Here is an 18,912-nt window from a genome sequence, read left to right on the forward strand (position 1 = left end):
CCACCACCCGTCGAACCTGCTTGTCCTATACCGCCATGGCGATCAGACCGATCACCCGGCAAAGACCCGCTTGGGCTTGAACATGCCTTGCTCGATAGCGCCGATGGCGACGAGCTTGCCGCGCGCCGTCGCACAGGCTTCTTCCGCCTCCACCGGCGCGTCACGGCCACGAATGATGACCGGATTGCCGAGGCGGATCTTGGTCGCGGCATCGTCGCTGATCGCGATCTGCGGCAGGCAGTCGAGCGCCGCCGAGGTGTCGACGAGAAGCCCGTCGATGGCGCCGAAATCGATAGGCATCTCCACTGCGTCCGCGGCATCTGCCTCCGGATCCGGTTTATCGTCACCTTGCGCGCCGAAGCGCGCGGCCTCGAGTTCGGCGATGGTGACGAAGTCCTCTGGCGTAAACGGCTCGACCTCGACCCGGCGCAGTTCGCTGATATGGCCGAAGCAGCCGAGGTCGCGGCCCATGTCGCGGGCCAGCGAACGCACATAAGTGCCCTTGCCGCATTCGACCTCGAAAATCGTCTGGTCCGGCTTGTGCTCGACAATGTCGAGCCGGCCGATCTCGATCTCGCGCGGCGGTATGTCGACCGTCTCGCCTTCGCGGGCGAGGTCGTAGGCGCGTTCACCCGCAATCTTGATCGCGGAAAATTGCGGTGGCGTCTGCATAATGACGCCGGTGTATTTCGGCAGCAACACCCGGATATCGGCTTCCGATGGACGCTGATCGGCCTCTTTCGTCACCGGACCTTCGAGGTCATCGGTCGACCGCTCCTGTCCCCAGGCAACGGTGAAACGGTAAATCTTGGCGCCGTCCTGCACGTAGGGCACGGTCTTGGTGGCCTCGCCGAGCGCGATCGGCAGCATGCCGGAGGCAAGAGGGTCGAGCGTGCCGGCATGGCCGGCCTTTTCGGCCTGGAACAGCCATTTGATCTTGGAGACGGCCTCGGTCGAGCCCATACCGACCGGCTTGTCCAGCACCACCCAGCCGGAGACCGGCCGGCCCTTCTTCTTGCCGCGACGCCCCATTATTCTTCTTCCTTGTTGTCGTCGCTATCCAGGTCGCGTGCCACTTCGGGTGACTTCAGCAGGTCGTTGATCCTGGCGAAATTGTCGAAGGACGTATCCAGCCGGAAACGGAACTCCGGCATGTACTTCATCTGCCGGAGCGCGCCGGAGACGCGGCCGCGCACGAACTTGGCATGCTTGTTCAGCGCTTCGATCACGGCGTCGGTATCCTTTGCGCCGAGCGGAGAAACGAAGGCTGTGGCGATCTTGAGATCCGGCGACATCCGCACTTCCGACACCGAAACGACGGTATTTTCAATCAACGGGTCGATGATGTCCCCGCGCTGCAGGGTTTCCGAGAGCGCATGGCGCACCTGTTCACCGACGCGCAACATGCGCTGGGATGGGCTTGATGTGGTGGAACGGGGCATTTTTCTCGATCCTGAAAGCGTGAGGCGCGGGATGGGACCGTGCCGCATGTCTCAAATGATTATTCTCAACAGGCTTGTGGTCAACAGGCTTGGGGCGGCGGTCTTTCGACCACCGCCCGACATCGACAAGTCACTCGACCTCAGAGTGTGCGGGTCACCATCTCGACGCGGAAGCACTCGATGACGTCGCCGACGCGCATGTCCTCGTAGTTCTGGAAGGCCATGCCGCATTCCTGGCCGCCCGGGACTTCCGAAACTTCGTCCTTGAAGCGCTTCAGGGTCTTCAGCGTGCCTTCGTGGATGACGACGTTATCGCGGATCAGGCGTACGCCCGCACCACGCTCGACCTTGCCTTCGGTGACACGGCAGCCGGCGATCTTGCCGACCTTGGTGATGTCGAAGATCTCGAGGATCTCGGCATTGCCGATGAAGGTCTCGCGACGCTCCGGCGAGAGCAGGCCCGACAGAGCCGCCTTCACGTCATCCACGAGGTTGTAGATGATCGAATAATAGCGGATCTCGATGCCCGCGGCCGCGGCCGCGGCACGCGCCTGCACATTGGCGCGAACGTTGAAGCCGATGATCGCCGCGCCCGACGTTTCCGCCAGCGAGACGTCGCTTTCGGTGATGGCGCCGGCGCCGGAATGAACGATGCGCGCACGAACCTCGTCGGTCCCAAGCTTGTCGAGCGCGGCATTGATCGCCTCGATCGAACCCTGCACGTCGCCCTTGATGACCAGCGGGAATTCCTTCAGCCCGCTCGTCTGCAACTGCGACATCATCTGTTCGAGCGAGCCGCGCTGGCCGGCATGCCTGGCCACCGCCTTCTCGCGCGCCAGACGCTGGCGATATTCGGTGATCTCGCGGGCACGGGCCTCGTTGTTGACCACGGCGAAGCGGTCGCCGGCCTGCGGCGTTCCCTGAAGGCCGAGCACCTCGACCGGCATCGCCGGCGGTGCTTCCTTGATCTGCTCGCCGCGATCGTTGACCAGAGCGCGCACGCGGCCCCATTCATTGCCGGCGACGAGGATGTCGCCCGGCATCAGGGTGCCGGTCTGCACCAGAACGGTGGCGACGGGACCACGGCCCTTGTCGAGCTGCGCCTCGATGACGACGCCCTCGGCGGTACGGTCGGGGTTGGCCTTGAGGTCGAGGATTTCGGCCTGCAGCAGGATCGCCTCGAGCAACTTGTCGAGATTGGTGCCCTTGGTCGCCGAAACTTCGACGTCCAGCACTTCACCGCCCATGGATTCGACGAAGACCTCATGGCGCAACAGCTCGGAACGCACCTTCTGCGGATCGGCGTCGTGCTTGTCGATCTTGTTGATCGCCACGATGATCGGGACGCCCGCCGCCTTGGCATGGCTGATCGATTCGATGGTCTGCGGCATGACGCTGTCGTCGGCCGCGACCACCAGGATGGCGATGTCGGTCGCCTGGGCGCCACGGGCGCGCATCGCCGTGAAGGCGGCGTGGCCGGGCGTGTCGATGAAGGTGATCTTCTGACCGTTCTTCTCGACCTGATAGGCGCCGATATGCTGGGTGATGCCGCCGGCCTCGCCGGAAACGACATTGGCATTGCGGATCGCATCGAGCAGCGAGGTCTTGCCGTGGTCGACGTGGCCCATGATGGTCACGACCGGCGGACGCGACACCAGGTCCTCGGCATTGTCGGCGATGTTGAACAGGCCTTCCTCGATGTCGGACTCGGCAACGCGGCGGACCGTATGACCGAATTCGGTGGCGACCAGTTCGGCCGTGTCGGCGTCGATGACGTCGCCCGGCTTCAGGATCTGGCCCTGCTTCATGAAATACTTGACCAGGTCGACAGCACGCTCCGACATGCGCTGCGCCAGTTCCTGGATGGTGATGGTCTCGGGCAGGATCACTTCGCGCATGACCTTCTCGCGCGGCTCGTTGTGCATCGCGCGCTTGAATTTTTCCTGGCGGCGACGCATCGACGACAGCGAACGAGCCCGGGCATCCTCGTCGGACAGCGCGGAGTTCAGTGTCAGCTTGCCACGGCGGCGGTCTTCCTCGCTCTTGGTGGGCTTTGCCGGGCGCGCCACTTCGGGCGTGACCAGGCGGCGCACCGGTGCGCCGGCGGTCGCCCGCTTCGGCTTGACCTCTTCCTCCTCGTCGGCGGTCGCCAACTCGGCGGCTTGCGGTGCGCGGCGGCGCGCCTCTTCCTCGGCGCGGCGGCGCGATTCGGCCTCGGTCTGCAACCGTGCCTCTTCCTCGGCCTGGCGGCGCGCCGAATCCTCACGTTCGCGCTTGCGGCGCTCTTCGTCCTCGGCGCGGCGCTTGGCATCCTCGGCGGCCCGCTGACGGTCTTCGACCTCGCGGACCTTCGAGCCCTCGAGCGCCCTGCGGCGCGCTTCCATCTCGCTGCGCGACAATTCGTTCAGCACCATGCCGCTGCGCTCGACCGGAGCCGGCGGCGGGGGTGGCGCCTTGGGCGCTTCCTGGACGACAGGTGCCGCCACGACCGCCGGCTTCGGCGTGAAGACGGGCGCAGGCGGAGCCGCGGCCGGCTCCGGCTTGTCGCCGGGCAGCGAGAACTTGCGCTTCTTGGTCTCGACCACGACCGACTTGGTACGGCCGTGCGAGAAGTTCTGGCGCACGGTGCCCTGTTCCATGCCGGGGCGCTTCAGCGTCAAGGTCTTCTTCGGTGTAACACTCAACGTCTTGTCGTCGCCCGATTTCGTATCGCTCATTCCATATCCTCTGCGGCATCATCTTCGTCAGCAACGGCCGCAAGCATTGCAAGATCGTCCGGGGTACCGCCCCGATATCGGTCGAGCGCAACCATGCGCTTCTGGACCGCCTTACCCGCGTCTCCCGCGAGGACGGCAGCATGTATCACATTTGTACCCCCCAATGCCAAGCTCAACTCGGCCTCGGAGAAAAGTTTGTAGGCAAGGATGGAGGGGCCGCCGATATGGACGGTCGCCCGCCGCGCCTGGCTGATCTTGCGCACGCCATCCTCGGACGCTTCGGTCGCGTGGAGCACGAAAAGCGCCAGTCCGCCGCGCACCGCGCTCTCGACCTTGGTAGCGCCTAGCGAAATCGAGCCTGCCTTGCGGGCAAGACCCAGCATACCGAGGGCGTATCTGGAAAGCAGCCCGTCGACCATGCCGCCGAGATCGGGCGGCACGACCACCTGTGCCTTGAAGGCGCGGGCAAAAAGGTTCTTGGCCGCCGCCTTCTCGATATGTAGGCGGTCCGCACTCACCCAGCAACCACGGCCGGGCAGATTTCTCTTGAGATCCGGAACGACGGCCGAATCCGGGCCGACGACGAACCGGATCAGTTCATCCGGTTCGGCCTGTTTGCGGGTGACGATGCAGGTGCGATCGTTCATCTCGTCCAAGGGCGGGTTGTGTGCGATGCGGTTTCACCTCACGCACCAACGGCTTCGTCGGCCGTTTCTTCTTCGGCCGCAAGCTCGTCTTCGGTGATCCAGCCGGCCTTGAGGCGAGCGGCCAGAACCATCTGCTCGGCATCGGCGCGCGAAACGCCGTGATTGGCCAGCACGCCGGGATAGACCTTGGTCTCGCCGTCCTTGCGTTCCTTCCAGCCGGTGAGGTCGTCGGCGGCATAGCCGGCGAAATCCTCGATCGTCTTCACGCCATCCTCGCCGAGCGTCACCATCATGGCGGTGGTGACGCCGGGGAGTTCGCGCAGATCATCCGAAACGCCCAGCGCCTTGCGCTTCTCGTCGTGCTCGGCCTCGATCTTCTCTAGATATTCGCGGGCGCGGGTCTGGATTTCCGAGGCTGTATCCTCATCGAAGCCGTCGATCGAGGCGATCTCGCCGGCATCGACATAGGCGACTTCCTCGACGCTGGTGAAGCCTTCCGAGGCCAGCACCTGGCCGACCATCTCGTCGACATCGAGGGCTTCCATGAACAGCGCCGAGCGCTCGACGAATTCCTTCTGGCGGCGCTCGGATTCCTCGGCCTCGGTCAGGATGTCGATGTCCCAGCCGGTGAGCTGCGAGGCGAGGCGCACATTCTGGCCGCGGCGGCCGATGGCCAGCGACAGCTGATCGTCGGGAACCACCACTTCGATACGCTCCGCATCCTCGTCGAGCACGACCTTGGCGACTTCCGCCGGCTGCAGCGCATTGACGATGAAGGAGGCCGCCGAAGGCGACCACGGAATGATGTCGATCTTCTCGCCCTGCAATTCGCCGACGACGGCCTGGACGCGGCTGCCGCGCATACCGACGCAGGCGCCGACCGGATCGATCGAGCTGTCACGCGAAATGACGGCGATCTTGGCGCGCGAGCCCGGGTCGCGGGCGACCGACTTGATCTCGATGATGCCGTCATAGATCTCCGGCACTTCCATGGTGAAGAGTTTGGCCATGAACTGCGGATGGGTGCGCGACAGGAATATCTGCGGGCCGCGCTGCTCGCGCCGCACGTCGTAGACATAGGCACGCACGCGATCGCCATATTTGTAGTTTTCGCGCGGGATCAGCTCGTCGCGGCGGATGATCGCCTCGCCACGGCCGAGATCGACGATGACGTTCCCATATTCGACGCGCTTGACCGTGCCGTTGACGATCTCGCCGATGCGGTCTTTGTATTCGTCATACTGGCGGTCACGCTCGGCCTCGCGCACCTTCTGCACGATGACCTGCTTGGCAGACTGGGCGGCGATGCGGCCGAAATCCATCGGCGGCAGCAGTTCGGCGATGAAATCGCCAAGCTGGGCGTCAGGATTGCGCTCACGCGCCGAGGAAATGGCGATCTGGGTGGCGTAATCGTCGACCTTCTCGACCACTTCCATCAGCCGCTGCAGCTTCATCTCACCGGTGTTCGGGTTGATGTCGGCGCGAATGTTGGTCTCCTGGCCATAACGCGAACGCGCCGCCTTCTGGATCGCATCGGCCATGGCGGCGATGACGATCGACTTGTCGATCGACTTCTCACGCGCGACCGCATCGGCGATCTGCAGCAGTTCAAGTCTGTTGGCGCTTACAACCATGTTCTTTCTCCCGAGCCTGTTCGCCGGACCTTTGCGCCCGGCAGCTCAATCAAATTTCCTGTTCGTGTTCTTCCGTGGCGTCCGGTTCCGTACCCTCGGACACATCGTCGTCCGGTTCACCGCGGCGTCTCTTGGCTTCCTTGCGCTCCCTGTTGTCCTTGGACAACGCTTCGCGAATGAGGTCGTCGGTCAGGATCAGCCTGACATCGGCAATGGCATCGTAGGGCACGCGCACTGTCGGCTCCTCGCCATAGGCCGCCTTGTCGCGCTCGATCAGCACGTCGTTCTCACCGGCTTCGGCGATCTTGCCCTTGAAGCGCTTGCGGTCGGCGACGACGACCGATGTTTCCATCTTCACCAGATGACCGGTCCAGGTCACGAAATCCGATTTACGCACCAGAGGCCGATCGATGCCGGGCGAAGAGACTTCGAGGTGATAGGCCTTTTCGATCGGATCGTCGACGTCGAGCGCCGGCGACACCGCGCGGCTGACCTCTTCGCAATCCTCGACGGTCATGGTGCCGTCCTCACGCTCGGCCATGATCTGCAGCGTCAGCCCGTTCTGGCCGGACAGATGCACGCGCACGAGGCGAAAGCCGATGCCGCGCAGCACCGGCTGGACGATCAGCGCAATGCGCGCATCGATGCCGCTTTCGCGGATGATGCGATCGTCACCTTCGTTTGCCGTTCCAGTCATCGTTGCCTATCGTTGGTCTCGAACCTATCGGCAGGTAATAAAAAAGAGCGGGACCGGGTGGACCCACTCTTCGTCATACCGACCAAGAATTTGAGGCTGATATAAACGAACACGGTTCGTGTTTCAAGTCCGCAGTCCCGGCCGGACGAAAGCCTGTGGGTTCAGGGTTGTTCCAGGCGCATGGCCGCCATGCGGCAATCCGCCTGTGAGAGCCGGCGGCGCGCTCTTATTTATTAGCCATCAAACGAATTGAATTGGCGCGCTGGCGCGCGAAAGGACAAGACCATGAGCAACCGCAGGATATTCTCCGCCTTGGGCGATCTGTTCACCACATTCGGCAGCGCCGTTGCCGCGTCTCGCGCCGTGGAAGCCGGGCGCAAGCCCAGAGCCGACGACCTGCGCAATCTCGGCATGGATCCGGCCGTATTCAACAGGATCGGTCGTTTCTGACTCCAACAGGCATTCGACCCCGTCCTCCCGGCAGGTTGCCGGTTGGGCGGACCTAGGTCCTGACGAAAGTCAGATAGGCCGGCCGGCGCCCCTCGCGAATGGCCTTTGCCTCATAGCGCGTGCCGGGCCAGCCCTCATAGGAGCGATGCCAGTCCGCCGCTTCCGCAGCCTGCCATGCGAAAGCGCCATGCGCCCGGCAATGCAGCAAGGTCCAGTTCACATAAGTGTCGATGTCGGACGCAAAGCGGAATTTCGAGCCGGGTTTCAGGACGCGTGCGAAACGATCGAGATTGACCGGACTGACGAAACGCCGCTTCCAGTGTTTTTTCTTTGGCCAGGGATCGGGATAGAGAAGATCGATGCCGTCGAGCGAGGCCGGCGGCAACCAGTCAAGCAACTGGGTGGCGTCGTCGTCGTAGACCCTGAGATTGGCCAGCGGCGCTGCCCGCACGGCCATCATCATCTTGGCCATGCCGTTGACGAAGGGCTCGACGCCTATGAAGCCTGTCGCGGGCGCCTCGATGGCGCGATGCAGGAGATGTTCACCGCCGCCAAAGCCGATCTCGAGCCGAACCGCCGAAACCTCTGCTTCAAACAGGACGCGCAGGTCTGGCGGTGCCTCGGCCGTCAGATCGAGCCGGTATTTGCCAAGCCCGCTTTCCAGCGCCGCGGCCTGCTGCGGGCGCACGGGCTTGCCGCGCCGGCGACCGAAGAAGGCTTCGGTCATGCGGCTTGGCCTGTCCGCGTCACTCATCGACTGGCGCCAGTCCTGCCGCCGCCCTCAGGCCGCGACAGCATCCTTGAGCGCCTTGGCCAGATCGGTCCTTTCCCAGGAGAAAGACCCGTCACGGCCAGCCTTGCGGCCGAAATGGCCGTAAGACGACGTCTTGGCGTAGATCGGCTTGTTGAGGTCGAGATGACGGCGGATGCCTGACGGCGACAGGTCCATCACGCTGCGCAGCGCGTCCTCGAGCTTTGCCTCGTCGACCTTGCCGGTGCCGTGCAGGTCGACATAGACCGATAGCGGCTGGGCGACACCGATGGCGTAGGAAAGCTGGATGGTGCAGCGCTCGGCGAGCTTCGCCGCCACGACATTCTTGGCCAGGTAGCGCGCCGCATAGGCAGCCGACCGGTCGACCTTGGTGGTATCCTTGCCGGAAAAGGCGCCGCCGCCATGGGGGGCTGCGCCGCCATAGGTGTCGACGATGATCTTGCGGCCGGTCAGGCCTGCATCGCCATCCGGACCGCCGATGACGAACTTGCCGGTCGGGTTGATGTACCACATGCAATCGTCAGCGATCTTGAGGTCGCCCAATGCCTCGCGGATATAAGGTTCCACGACCTTGCGGACCTTCTTGGAATCCCAGCTTGAATCCAGATGCTGGGTCGACAGGACGATCTGCGTCGCCTCGGCGGCCTTGCCGTCGACATAGCGGACGGTGACCTGGCTTTTCGCGTCCGGCCCGAGCTTGCCGGCCTCACCGTTGTTTTCGTGGCGGGCCGCTGCCAGCAGTTCGAGAATCTTGTGGCTGTAGTAGATCGGCGCCGGCATCAGGTCCGGCGTCTCGCGGCAGGCATAGCCGAACATGATGCCCTGGTCGCCGGCACCTTCCTCGCCCTGACGGTCGGCGGCATTGTCGACGCCCTGGCCGATATCAGGCGACTGGCCATGCAGCAGGACCTCGATCTTGGCCGTCTTCCAGTGAAAGCCGGCCTGCTCGTAGCCGATCTCACGGATCGCCTTGCGGGCGACGGATTTGAACTTCGCCGGGTTGACGACGGGGTGGCCCGCGGCATCCTTGAGGATGTTGCCGGCCTTGTCCTTCTTCAACAACGTCTCGGGAACGCGCACTTCACCGGCGATGACGACCCGGTTGGTGGTCGCGAGCGTCTCGCAGGCGACACGGACTTTCCATGGGTCCATGCCGGTCTTCTTGGCTTCACGATAGACCAGATCGACGATTTCGTCGGAGATGCGGTCACAGACTTTGTCGGGATGGCCCTCGGCTACGGATTCCGAGGTAAAGAAGTAGTTCTGCCGCGTCACGGGTGTCCCCTCTTGAAAAACGATCGGCAGGCTGCCGATTTTGGCGCGCCACGTGTTAGCGGGGCAAAGCGCTGCTCGTCAAGCGCTGCCGCGGCTCTGGCCTGAATGTCGGAGGCGATATCTTGTGCCACCGGCGGCGCATGCCGCCGGTGCAAAGCGCATTGCGGATCAGTCGAGATCGTCCTCGGCGAGCGATTTCACCAGGTCAATGATCCTGCGGCGCACCTTGACGTCGGCGATCTTGACAAAGGCCCGGTTGAGCTGAAGTCCTTCGGGACTGCCGCAGAACTCAACAGCGAAAGCCATCGAACTATCCTCGGCAAAGCCGCGGTTGGCGGTCAATTCCTGGCCTGGCGCATCCTCGAAAAAGAAGGCGACGGGGACGCCGAGTATGGAGGCAATCGCCTGCAGGCGGCTGGCACCGACGCGATTGGTGCCCTTTTCATATTTCTGGATTTGTTGGAACGTGATGCCGAGATTCTCGCCCAGCTTTTCCTGGCTCATTCCGAGCATATTGCGGCGAAGCCGGACCCGGCTTCCCACGTGAATATCGATGGGATTGGGTTTCTTCTTGTTTTCTTCTGTCATTTTTTCCTCGCCGAATTTTTTCGGCTTTGTGATTTTTTCCTGCCCAAAGAAAGCCGGAGGCGACTGCCCCAACAGAACGATCCACCAGCTTCGAGAAATTTTCAGGCGGTACAGTATGAGTTTCTAATGTGCCAGCTGTCAATTCACCCGTAGCTTTTGCCTTACGTTCAACAGCCCCCCTACAAGCGCAAACAGCAACATGATCAGCATTCCGTTAATGCGCCGCTGGCTGGACGAAATGACCGTCTGTGCGGAAACAGGCACCTTCACATCGATGGCTCCGCGCGCGTCGATCGCAAGGGCGTCGACGACGCGGCCACGGGCGTCGACCACGGCCGAGATGCCGTTGTTGGCAGCACGCAACAAGGGCAATCCATTCTCCACCGCGCGAACCTGGGCCTGCCTGAAATGCTGATACGGTCCCGGCGTGTCGCCGAACCATGCATCGTTGGTAACGTTCACAATAAGCTGCGATGACGTAGCGTCAACTGCCACCAGATCGGGAAAGATCACCTCATAACAGATAAATGGCAGGGCACGAATGCCGCCCGGCAACGTGATGGCATGACGCTCGTTGCCGGCCGTGAACGTCAGCGGCCCGGCGACCAGCTGTTCGATGCCGAAACGAGCGAGCAGGTCGGCGAAAGGCAGATACTCGCCGAACGGCACCAGATGAACCTTGTCCACGGCGTCGGCGATCTCGCCCTTGTCGTCGATCGCCACCACGGAGTTGTAGTAGCGGCTGTCGGCGCTGGCCGCCGAGCCGCCCTCCTCACGCACGACGCCGGCGATCAGCATCTGGCCGTCGCCCAGCATGTCGCCCAGCGCCGTCAAGGCGTCAGGGCGCTCCGTGAAAAGGAACGGTACCGAGGTTTCCGGCCAGAGAATCAATTGCGGTCTTTCGTGACCTGGGTCCGGTGCCTTTGCGGAGAGGCCCAGCAAGGTGGCGAAGATGCGGTCGCGCACCGAGGCATCCCATTTTTCCGACAGATCCACGGCCGGCTGGACGATGCGGACATCGAGACTGCGCGTCGCCGGCTTTTCGGGGGCGTTGAGCCTGACATAGCCAAAGCCGACATGGGCGGCGGCGAGCACGACAAACAGCGCGGCGCCCAGCCGAAGATGCCGGCGCGCCGCCAGCAGCGCCGGCAGTGCGAAAAGGAAAACCGCGAGCGCGTTCATGCCGATCATGCCGGTCACCGAGACGCTTTGCATCAAAAGCGGCACCGGCATCGCCGCGTAGCCGATGGCGTTCCAGGGGAAACCGGTGAACAGGAACCCGCGCAGCCACTCCGCCAGCGCAAAACCGAAGGCAAGGGCAGCGATACGGCCGATATCGCTGCTCCACAGGAGCCGCGCGACCACCGTTGCGAAGCCGTAGAAAAATGCGAGCGCGAAGGGAATGCCTACCACCGCGAACGGCAGCGCCCAGGCAAAGTCGTCGGCCTCGACCAGCAGCGCCGAGCCGATCCACCAAAGGCCGGCGAGGAAATAACCGAAGCCGAACCACCAGCCGACGGCGAAAGCCGGCCGCAGGCGCCGCAACAGGCTGCCGGAGGCTTCGCCGGTCGCGCCATCGAGCAGCCAGACCAGCAGCGGAAACGAAATGAAACAGGCGGCGAAGAAATCGTAAGGCGCCTGGCCCAGAACCGTCAGCGCCCCAGCGAAAAACGCCACGAGCGAACGCCGCCAACCCCAAAGCAGAATTATCCGGCCGGCAAGGCGCTCCATGCGTATTTCCGTCGCGCGAATCAGGAGCTAAGATTTATCAGGCCGCGCCGCGCGCTCCAAACGCCGGCGTGATGACCCGGCCGCTCTCTACCGGTGCCAGCCTTCGATGCGCAGGCCACCCAACCGCTCGGCCTCTTCACGAGAAACAGAACGCACCGGTTGCGTGAACGTCCAGACATGGCCCTCGGGATCGCGCGCCCGATACTGGCGTTCGCCGTAGAACTGGTCGGCCGGCTCCTGGATTATTGCAGCACCGGCCGCGCGGGCCTGCTCGCAATGCGCATCCAGGCCGTCTTTCAGCCTGACATAGACCGATTGCGTGTTCTTGCCCTGGACCGACGCGGGGCTCGCGACATGATCGGCCCATTCAGAATCGACAATGAGGTAGCAATCGCCGAACCGCATTTCGGCGTGGACCAGCTTTCCCTCGGCATTGCTGACCACCATGCTGCGCTCGAAGCCAAAGGCTGCTTCAAGCCAATCCAGGGCAGAGCGTGGATCTTTGTAAAACACGCCGGAGCCGAGGACCGAGTGCTTGAACGGATCCTCGATCGTCATGCGACAGCAGGCTTTCAGGCCTGTTCGGTGCGCGCCGTGACCCGCCGGCGGCGTTCGCCCTTCTGGCTCTGCACGATGCGAACGCGCTTGACGCGGCGCGGATCGGCGTCCAGCACATGGAATTCGAAGCCGGGAATGGCCTGCACCACCTCGCCGCGCGCCGGCACGCGGCCGAGCGTGTTGAAGATCATGCCGCCAATGGTGTCGACATACTCGCCATGTTCACCGGCGGCGAAATCCTCGCCGATCATCTTGGCGACCTCGTCGATCTCGGCCTTGCCGTCGACGATAAACACGCCGTCGCCGGTCTGGGTGATCATCGGCTCGTCGTCGTCGTGCTCGTCCTCGATGTCGCCAACTACCATCTCGACGATGTCCTCGAGCGAGACGAGGCCGTCCGTGCCGCCATATTCATCGATGACCAGGGCCATCTGCGTGCGCGTCGTCTGCATGCGGCCCATCAGGTCGGACGCAAGCATCGACGGCGGCACGAACAGGACCTGCCGGATCAGGTTGAGCTCTCCGATGGTGCGCGCGAGGTCGACCTGGGCGAGATCGAGAACCGTGGCGACAGGCGTTTTGCGGGTTGCACGGCCCTTCCTGACGCGCGCCAGCTTGGTGATATGGGCCAGCACGTCGCGGATATGGACCATGCCGCGCGGGTCGTCGAGCGTCTCGGAATAGACCGGCATGCGGGAATGGCCGGATTGTTCGAACATGCCAAGCAAGTCACCGAGGGACGTGGCGATCTCGACCGCCTCGATATCGGCGCGCGGCACCATGACGTCCTCGACGCGCACCTCGCGCAGGCGCAGGATGTTGTTGAGCATGGCGCGCTCGCCAGGCGAGAAGGATTCGACATCGCTCGTCGTCTCGGCGAGCGCGCCGGCGATCTCTTCTCGCAGGCTGGTGCCGTTGCGTTGCCGGAACAGGCCCAGCACGCGGTTGAACAGGGAGGGGCCGGCAGGCGACGGCTCGATGGCCGCGCTGCCAGTGTTGGCAACACCAGGGGTGACGGTACTCGGACCTGATCCCTCTTCCGACGTATCGGAAGCCTTGATCGCACTGCCGACATCGGGGCGGGCGGCAGTCTCTGGTTTGTCGTTCATCGTCGTCCGGTCAATTGGTCGTTTTTAGTTACGCGTAGGGATCGGGAATGGCAAGCCTTGCCAGCGCGGCGCGCTCGATGGCTTCCATCTCCTCGGCCTCCGCGTCGGTCTCGTGATCATGGCCGATGAGATGCAGCAGGCCATGGATGACGAGATGGCAGATATGGTTCTCCAGCGGCTTGTCTTCCAGTGCCGCCTCGCGCGCCACCGTCTCGGCGGCAAGCACGATGTCGCCGAGCATCGGCGGCAGCGGGCCGCCTTTTGCCGGCGGAAAAGCCGGGAAAGACAACACGTTGGTGGGCTTGTCCTTGCCGCGCCAGCCGGCATTCAACGTACGGACATGGGCGTCGTCGGAAAAAACAATGCTGAGTTCGGAATGACCCGCCGCACCGGTCTCGGCAAAGGCGGCGTCAACCGCGCGATCGACCAGCCGCGTCAGGCTTGCTTCATCGGGCCAGTCGCCCGCTTCAACCGATATATCGATCTCGACGGGAACCGGAAGGCTCCCGCCGCCGGATGTGTTGTCCTCAGCCATGAGGCCGCATCGTCAAGATCAATTCTCGGCACCGAGGCCACGAGCCAGCTTGGCGTCCCGATCATAGGCCCTGACGATTTCCGCCACCAGCGGATGGCGGACGACGTCGACATCGTTGAAGCGTACGGTTACCGCGCCTGCCACACCGTCGAGGACACGCAAGGCTTCGACCAGGCCCGACTTGGTGCTCGGAGGAAGGTCGATCTGTGTCGGATCGCCAGTGACGATCATGCGCGAGTTCTCGCCGAGACGGGTGAGAAACATCTTCATCTGCATCGGCGTGGTGTTCTGCGCTTCGTCGAGAATGACGGCGGCGTGCGCCAGCGTGCGGCCGCGCATGAAGGCGAGCGGCGCGATTTCGATTACTTCGGCTGCAATGGCGCGCTCGACCTTGTCGGCCGGCATCATGTCGTAGAGCGCGTCATAGAGCGGCCGCAGATAGGGATCGACCTTCTCCTTCATGTCGCCCGGCAGGAAGCCCAGCCGTTCGCCCGCCTCGACAGCCGGTCGCGATAAAATGATGCGCTCGACCATGCCGCGTTCCAGCAGCATCGCCGCATGCGCCACTGCCAGATAGGTCTTGCCGGTGCCGGCTGGACCGATGCCGAACACCAGTTCCGACCGCTCCAGCGCCCGCATGTAAGCGTCCTGATTCAGGGAGCGGGCATAGATGGTCTTCTTGCGGGTGGCGATCTGGGCGGCGGAGACCTTGCCCTTGCGCTCCAATGTCGGCAGCGTGAGCTGGTCGTCGGCGGCGATAGCCATGCGCACGGCCCCGTCGACATCGGACTGGCTGATATCGACGCCCTTCTGCAGGATGCCGTAGAGATTGTCCAAGGCGCGGCGCGCCTGTTCGGCGGCCGAAGCGGATCCCTTGATGGTCAGCTGGTTGCCGCGCGAGCGTATGTCGACGCCGAGCTTCTGCTCAAGCCGGGCCAGGTTTTCGTCGAACTGGCCGTAAAGGGCGCTGGCAAGCTTGTTGTTGTCGAAAGTCAAAACGATGTGCGCCATGTCAGAAGCCCCGGATGCCGGTACCGGGGGCAGATTCTTCAGCTCCGCTGCGCTCAACCGTCTCTCCTCATCTGCCGAGACCATCAGGCCAATTCGGCGAACAGGCTGTTGTAGCCCGTCTTCGTGATTCGCACCTTGATAATGTCACCGATTTCGCCGGCGTTTTCATCAACAATAACTGGCTGCAGCCAAGGCGAGCGGCCGACCTTCTGGCCGGCCTGACGACCGGGCTTCTCGATCAGCGTATCTATGGTGCTGCCGATCAAACTCAAGCCGAAATCCTGCTGTTGCTTCAAGAGCAATGCCTGCAGGCGCTGCAAGCGGTCGTCCTTGACCGCTTCCGGCACGTGGTCGGACATCTCGGCGCCGGGCGTACCGGGACGCGGCGAATATTTGAACGTGAAGGCCGAGGCATAATTTACCTGGCGCACCAGATCCATGGTCGCCTCGAAATCGGCCTCCGTCTCGCCGGGGAAACCAACGATGAAATCGCCCGACAGCGCGATATCGGGGCGGGCGGCGCGGATGCGGTCGAGCAGCGCCAGATAGTCCTTGGCCGTATGCCTGCGGTTCATCGCCTTCAAAATGCGATCCGACCCGGATTGCACCGGCAGGTGCAGATAGGGCATCAGTGCGGCCAAGTCGCGGTGCGCGGCGATCAATTCGTCGTCCATGTCGCGCGGATGGCTGGTGGTGTAGCGCAGCCGCGCCAGGCCGGGGATTTCGGCCAGCCGGAACAGCAGCCGCCCGAGACCCCATTCCGCGGTCTTGCCCCCTTTGGCCTCGCCCTGGCCATGCCAGGCGTTGACGTTCTGGCCGAGCAGCGTCACCTCGCGCACCCCGGCCTCGGCCAGCCGCTCGGCCTCGGCGACGATCTGCGCCACCGGCCGCGACACTTCCGAGCCTCTCGTATAGGGCACGACGCAGAAGGTGCAGAACTTGTCGCAGCCTTCCTGGACGGTGAGGAAGGCGGTGACGCCACGCTTGATCACCTCGGCACGCTTGGGCTGCGGCAGATGTTCGAACTTATCCTCGATGGCGTATTCGGTTTCGACGATCTTTTCGCCGCCGCGAACACGCGCCAGCACGTCGGGCAGACGGTGATAAGTCTGCGGACCGATGACCAGGTCGACGGCCGGCGAACGCCGGATGATCTCGGCGCCCTCGGCTTGCGCCACGCAGCCGGCAACACCGATCAGCATCTCGCGGCCAGCGCTGGCCCGCTCGGCCTTCATGTCGCGGATGCGGCCAAGTTCGGAATAGACCTTTTCGGCGGCTTTTTCCCTGATATGGCAGGTGTTGAGCAGCACCAGATCGGCCTCGCCGATGACATCGGTCGCCGTATAGCCGTCAGCGACCAACGCATCGGTCATGCGCTGTGAATCATAAACGTTCATCTGGCAGCCATAGGTCTTGACGAAGACCTTCTTGGCTGCCGTGGCGTTCGCCGCCGGCTGTCCGGCCACAGTGCCGATGTCGTCGCTTTCAATCGTGTTCAAGTCCATCCGGCGGCTTCTAACGCCTTTCCGTGACAAAAAACAGACGATTCTGCCTTGGGGCGTTGGGTTCAGCGGCTCGGGAGCGGATCGGCAAGGGCCGCCTGCATCATCTCGCGCACCCGGCCTTCCATCAGCTTGGCCGTTTCCTTGCGGTTGGAACCCTTGGCAAAGGCGATCGGCTCGCCGAAATGCACCTCGACGTCGAGCGCGCCCTCGGCCATCAGCACCTTGAGATGCGGCATCAGGTCCTCGTCGCCGATCCAGGCTGCGATCGGACGGTGGCGGCGGCCGAGCGGCACGCCGTGCAGGCGCGTATAGGCGATCGCAACGGGCTGGATAAAGACCTGCTCGGCCGCGCCTTCGGAGATGGCCATCGAGGCGGCGCCGAACAGGGTGCTTTTGAAGGGCAGGACGACATTGCCGTCACCGGTCGAACCCTCGGCGAACAGCACCATGGCATCGCCCTTGGCCATGCGTCTGGCGATCTCGCTGGCCTGATCGCCAGACGAACGCTTGCGTTCGCGCTCGATGAAAACAGTGCGCTGCAGTTTCGACAGCATGCCGATCAGCGGCCAGCCTTCCATATCGGCTCGGGCGATGAATTTCACATCGGCAAAGGAGCCCAGCACCATGATGTCGGTCCAGGAGATGTGGTTCGAGGCAACCAGCAAGGGGCGTTTGTCGGACAGCGCCCCCCTGACATGGATACGCATGCCGAGCGCCCGGATGATCAGCCGGTGCCAGATCTTGAGGATGAAGGTTTCCGGCCACCAACCGGTCTTCATCGACAGGATCTGCAGCGGCACGAAAACCAGCGACCCAGCGACGACGAGGCCCAGCGCCAGGAAAATCCTGATTTTCTTGATCATCGCCCTACCATTACAGCGCCGCGCGTCCTCTTGGACGCGCAAAGGACGCTGTAACACCTTAATTCTGGCGCATGATCCTCTCCGAAATCGGATTCGATTTTCGGGATCATGCGGTCCCTGGCTAGCGAAGATCGCGGCGCATGACAAGCGCCCCAGTCGGCCCGCGATCGGGCGACTTGTAGTAATCCGGACGCTTGCCGACTTCCCGAAAACCCAACCGACGATAGAGGGCGATCGCCGCGGCATTGGTCTCATCGACCTCGAGGAACAAGGCTTCGGCGCGCTGCGAATGCAATTCGCGCAGCACTGCGTCCATCAACTGCCAGCCCAGGCCCTGGCGACGATGCGACCGTGCCACCGCGACGGTCAGGATTTCACCCTCGCCCGCGGCCAGCCGGGCGAGGACGAAGCCGACAGGCGGCTTGGCGCCCTGCCCGGTTTCGCGCGCGGCATAACCGAACACGGTGTCCTGTTCGAGCAAGGCGGCGAACTCGCCATCGGTCCAGGGGCGGACAAAATCCTCGCGGTGCAGCAGCGAGACCGCGGCGCTGTCGGTGATCCTGAGCGGCTCGAGCGCGTAGTCGCGGCGACGTGGTTGAAGAAAAGGTATGCGCATCAATTCTCGTTTTCTCGTCTGACCATGAGCTCTGGACAAACGGAACCGTTTGTCCGCGAAAACCGGCTCCCACTTTTCGGGATCATGGTCTTTGCCTCGAAAGTATGAACCCGGCCTGCGGCTTGGCATCGGCATCGCGCAGATAAAGCGGCTTCGGCCGTTCGCCCTGCCCCTTTGCGGCAGCCAGCCGGGCGTAGGTGAGAATGTCGGCGGTGGCCGCCCGAGGACCGATGTCGAAGGTGCGGCCGGCCGCGTCAGCGATCAGCGTCGCTGCCGTGCCGGCGAGCACCGCGGAACGTTCCGACGCCATCGTCACCGCATCCGCAAGCGTGGCCACGGCCGGACCGTAAGTCAACACTGACATTTCATCGTACAGTGCGGCATGGATTTCCTCGCGGCCGGCATCAAGCGCCGCCAGCACGGCGCGGCCAGGAAAGGCACTGGCCGCCTCGGCGGCCAGTGCCTCGAGGGTCGTCACCCCGATTGCCGGCAGCTTGAGCGCCAGCGCCAGGCCACGCGCCGTCGACACGCCGACGCGCAGGCCGGTGAAGGAACCCGGACCGACAGAGACGGCAATGGCGCCAAGTCCGGCGTAGTCGGTCGCGCCGGTCTTCAACGCGTCAGCGATGACGGCCATCAGGTGCTCGGCATGCCCCTTGCCCAGATCAAGCACCGAGCGGCCAAGCTCCAGCCCAGCCGCCGCGTCGTAGACGCAGGCGGCGCAGAGGCTGGCGGCACAGTCGATGGCGAGAACTTTCATGA

At 63.5% G+C, this 18,912-nt stretch carries 19 protein-coding genes; 1 reads left to right on the forward strand and 18 read right to left on the reverse strand.

Going from position 1 to position 18,912, the window contains the following annotated elements; genetic code table 11:
- Positions 1–51: 51 nt before the first annotated feature.
- From truB to rimP, 6 genes are all read right to left on the reverse strand, one after another.
- Positions 52–1,032 carry a tRNA pseudouridine(55) synthase TruB gene (gene truB / locus FJ527_RS01775; RefSeq protein WP_015314004.1) on the reverse strand — a complete coding sequence of 327 codons (981 nt, stop codon included), beginning with the start codon at positions 1,030–1,032 and terminating at the stop codon, positions 52–54.
- Positions 1,032–1,442, reverse strand: a complete 411-nt coding sequence (gene rbfA, locus FJ527_RS01780; protein WP_015314005.1) for a 30S ribosome-binding factor RbfA — start codon at positions 1,440–1,442, stop codon at positions 1,032–1,034. Before rbfA ends, truB begins: the two co-directional genes overlap by 1 nt.
- A 140-nt stretch (positions 1,443–1,582) precedes the next feature.
- Positions 1,583–4,159, reverse strand: coding sequence for a translation initiation factor IF-2 (gene infB / locus FJ527_RS01785; RefSeq protein ID WP_015314006.1), 2,577 nt, complete (start codon positions 4,157–4,159; stop codon positions 1,583–1,585).
- Positions 4,156–4,806, reverse strand: a complete 651-nt coding sequence (locus FJ527_RS01790) for an RNA-binding protein (protein ID WP_140614777.1) — start codon at positions 4,804–4,806, stop codon at positions 4,156–4,158. The genes infB and FJ527_RS01790 overlap by 4 nt, the downstream gene beginning before the upstream one ends.
- 38 nt (positions 4,807–4,844) lie before the next feature.
- A complete protein-coding gene (gene nusA, locus FJ527_RS01795) occupies positions 4,845–6,440 on the reverse strand; it encodes a transcription termination factor NusA (RefSeq protein WP_015314008.1) in 1,596 nt (531 codons plus the stop codon).
- Positions 6,441–6,489: 49 nt separating this feature from the next.
- Complete coding sequence (gene rimP / locus FJ527_RS01800) at positions 6,490–7,137, reverse strand: ribosome maturation factor RimP (protein WP_140614778.1); 648 nt, start codon at positions 7,135–7,137, stop codon at positions 6,490–6,492.
- Positions 7,138–7,422: 285 nt separating this feature from the next.
- Here rimP and FJ527_RS01805 point away from each other — a divergent pair, with 285 nt between their 5' ends.
- A complete protein-coding gene (locus FJ527_RS01805; protein ID WP_015314010.1) occupies positions 7,423–7,587 on the forward strand; it encodes a hypothetical protein in 165 nt (54 codons plus the stop codon).
- Positions 7,588–7,639: 52 nt separating this feature from the next.
- Here FJ527_RS01805 and FJ527_RS01810 read toward each other — a convergent pair whose 3' ends face one another.
- The 12 genes from FJ527_RS01810 to tsaB all read right to left on the reverse strand — a co-directional run bounded on the left by FJ527_RS01810 (position 7,640) and on the right by tsaB (position 18,910).
- The gene (locus FJ527_RS01810) at positions 7,640–8,341 is read right to left on the reverse strand and encodes a tRNA (guanosine(46)-N(7))-methyltransferase TrmB (protein ID WP_140714044.1); all 702 of its coding nucleotides are present in this window, start codon (positions 8,339–8,341) and stop codon (positions 7,640–7,642) included.
- Between the two features lie 27 nt (positions 8,342–8,368).
- Positions 8,369–9,634: a methionine adenosyltransferase gene (metK, locus tag FJ527_RS01815; RefSeq protein WP_140660644.1), complete on the reverse strand. Its 1,266-nt coding sequence runs from the start codon at positions 9,632–9,634 to the stop codon at positions 8,369–8,371.
- Positions 9,635–9,802: 168 nt separating this feature from the next.
- On the reverse strand, positions 9,803–10,222 hold the full coding sequence (locus FJ527_RS01820; protein WP_127279029.1) for a helix-turn-helix transcriptional regulator: 420 nt from the start codon (positions 10,220–10,222) through the stop codon (positions 9,803–9,805).
- A gap of 138 nt (positions 10,223–10,360) precedes the next feature.
- Positions 10,361–11,953, reverse strand: coding sequence for an apolipoprotein N-acyltransferase (lnt, locus tag FJ527_RS01825; RefSeq protein ID WP_140821386.1), 1,593 nt, complete (start codon positions 11,951–11,953; stop codon positions 10,361–10,363).
- Positions 11,954–12,040: 87 nt separating this feature from the next.
- The gene (locus tag FJ527_RS01830; RefSeq protein ID WP_140821388.1) at positions 12,041–12,511 is read right to left on the reverse strand and encodes a VOC family protein; all 471 of its coding nucleotides are present in this window, start codon (positions 12,509–12,511) and stop codon (positions 12,041–12,043) included.
- A 14-nt stretch (positions 12,512–12,525) separates the two neighbouring features.
- On the reverse strand, positions 12,526–13,620 hold the full coding sequence (locus FJ527_RS01835; RefSeq protein WP_015314016.1) for a hemolysin family protein: 1,095 nt from the start codon (positions 13,618–13,620) through the stop codon (positions 12,526–12,528).
- 28 nt (positions 13,621–13,648) lie between these two features.
- A complete protein-coding gene (ybeY, locus tag FJ527_RS01840; RefSeq protein ID WP_140821390.1) occupies positions 13,649–14,155 on the reverse strand; it encodes an rRNA maturation RNase YbeY in 507 nt (168 codons plus the stop codon).
- Positions 14,156–14,173: 18 nt separating this feature from the next.
- Positions 14,174–15,166: a PhoH family protein gene (locus FJ527_RS01845; RefSeq protein ID WP_031241013.1), complete on the reverse strand. Its 993-nt coding sequence runs from the start codon at positions 15,164–15,166 to the stop codon at positions 14,174–14,176.
- 83 nt (positions 15,167–15,249) lie between these two features.
- Entirely contained in the window at positions 15,250–16,671 is a 1,422-nt protein-coding gene (gene miaB / locus FJ527_RS01850; RefSeq protein WP_140821392.1) for a tRNA (N6-isopentenyl adenosine(37)-C2)-methylthiotransferase MiaB, read from the reverse strand.
- Positions 16,672–16,733: 62 nt separating this feature from the next.
- Positions 16,734–17,534 (reverse strand): 1-acyl-sn-glycerol-3-phosphate acyltransferase, encoded by an 801-nt coding sequence (locus FJ527_RS01855; RefSeq protein WP_140722964.1) that lies wholly within the window; start codon positions 17,532–17,534, stop codon positions 16,734–16,736.
- A 121-nt stretch (positions 17,535–17,655) separates the two neighbouring features.
- Positions 17,656–18,150 (reverse strand): ribosomal protein S18-alanine N-acetyltransferase, encoded by a 495-nt coding sequence (gene rimI, locus FJ527_RS01860; protein ID WP_015314021.1) that lies wholly within the window; start codon positions 18,148–18,150, stop codon positions 17,656–17,658.
- An 82-nt stretch (positions 18,151–18,232) separates the two neighbouring features.
- Positions 18,233–18,910, reverse strand: coding sequence for a tRNA (adenosine(37)-N6)-threonylcarbamoyltransferase complex dimerization subunit type 1 TsaB (gene tsaB, locus FJ527_RS01865; protein WP_140821394.1), 678 nt, complete (start codon positions 18,908–18,910; stop codon positions 18,233–18,235).
- Positions 18,911–18,912 lie beyond the last annotated feature (2 nt).

This window comes from Mesorhizobium sp. B2-4-18, assembly GCF_006441385.1.
Lineage (GTDB): Bacteria > Pseudomonadota > Alphaproteobacteria > Rhizobiales > Rhizobiaceae > Mesorhizobium > Mesorhizobium australicum.

Coding starts and splice junctions, on each gene's coding strand:
- truB (WP_015314004.1), bottom strand. CDS start 1,032: ATGGGGCGTCGCGGCAAGAAGAAGGGCCGGCCGGTCTCCGGCTGGGTG.
- rbfA (WP_015314005.1), bottom strand. CDS start 1,442: ATGCCCCGTTCCACCACATCAAGCCCATCCCAGCGCATGTTGCGCGTC.
- infB (WP_015314006.1), bottom strand. CDS start 4,159: ATGAGCGATACGAAATCGGGCGACGACAAGACGTTGAGTGTTACACCG.
- FJ527_RS01790 (WP_140614777.1), bottom strand. CDS start 4,806: ATGAACGATCGCACCTGCATCGTCACCCGCAAACAGGCCGAACCGGAT.
- nusA (WP_015314008.1), bottom strand. CDS start 6,440: ATGGTTGTAAGCGCCAACAGACTTGAACTGCTGCAGATCGCCGATGCG.
- rimP (WP_140614778.1), bottom strand. CDS start 7,137: ATGACTGGAACGGCAAACGAAGGTGACGATCGCATCATCCGCGAAAGC.
- FJ527_RS01805 (WP_015314010.1), top strand. CDS start 7,423: ATGAGCAACCGCAGGATATTCTCCGCCTTGGGCGATCTGTTCACCACA.
- FJ527_RS01810 (WP_140714044.1), bottom strand. CDS start 8,341: ATGAGTGACGCGGACAGGCCAAGCCGCATGACCGAAGCCTTCTTCGGT.
- FJ527_RS01820 (WP_127279029.1), bottom strand. CDS start 10,222: ATGACAGAAGAAAACAAGAAGAAACCCAATCCCATCGATATTCACGTG.
- lnt (WP_140821386.1), bottom strand. CDS start 11,953: ATGGAGCGCCTTGCCGGCCGGATAATTCTGCTTTGGGGTTGGCGGCGT.
- FJ527_RS01830 (WP_140821388.1), bottom strand. CDS start 12,511: ATGACGATCGAGGATCCGTTCAAGCACTCGGTCCTCGGCTCCGGCGTG.
- FJ527_RS01835 (WP_015314016.1), bottom strand. CDS start 13,620: ATGAACGACAAACCAGAGACTGCCGCCCGCCCCGATGTCGGCAGTGCG.
- ybeY (WP_140821390.1), bottom strand. CDS start 14,155: ATGGCTGAGGACAACACATCCGGCGGCGGGAGCCTTCCGGTTCCCGTC.
- FJ527_RS01845 (WP_031241013.1), bottom strand. CDS start 15,166: ATGGCGCACATCGTTTTGACTTTCGACAACAACAAGCTTGCCAGCGCC.
- miaB (WP_140821392.1), bottom strand. CDS start 16,671: ATGGACTTGAACACGATTGAAAGCGACGACATCGGCACTGTGGCCGGA.
- FJ527_RS01855 (WP_140722964.1), bottom strand. CDS start 17,534: ATGATCAAGAAAATCAGGATTTTCCTGGCGCTGGGCCTCGTCGTCGCT.
- rimI (WP_015314021.1), bottom strand. CDS start 18,150: ATGCGCATACCTTTTCTTCAACCACGTCGCCGCGACTACGCGCTCGAG.
- tsaB (WP_140821394.1), bottom strand. CDS start 18,910: ATGAAAGTTCTCGCCATCGACTGTGCCGCCAGCCTCTGCGCCGCCTGC.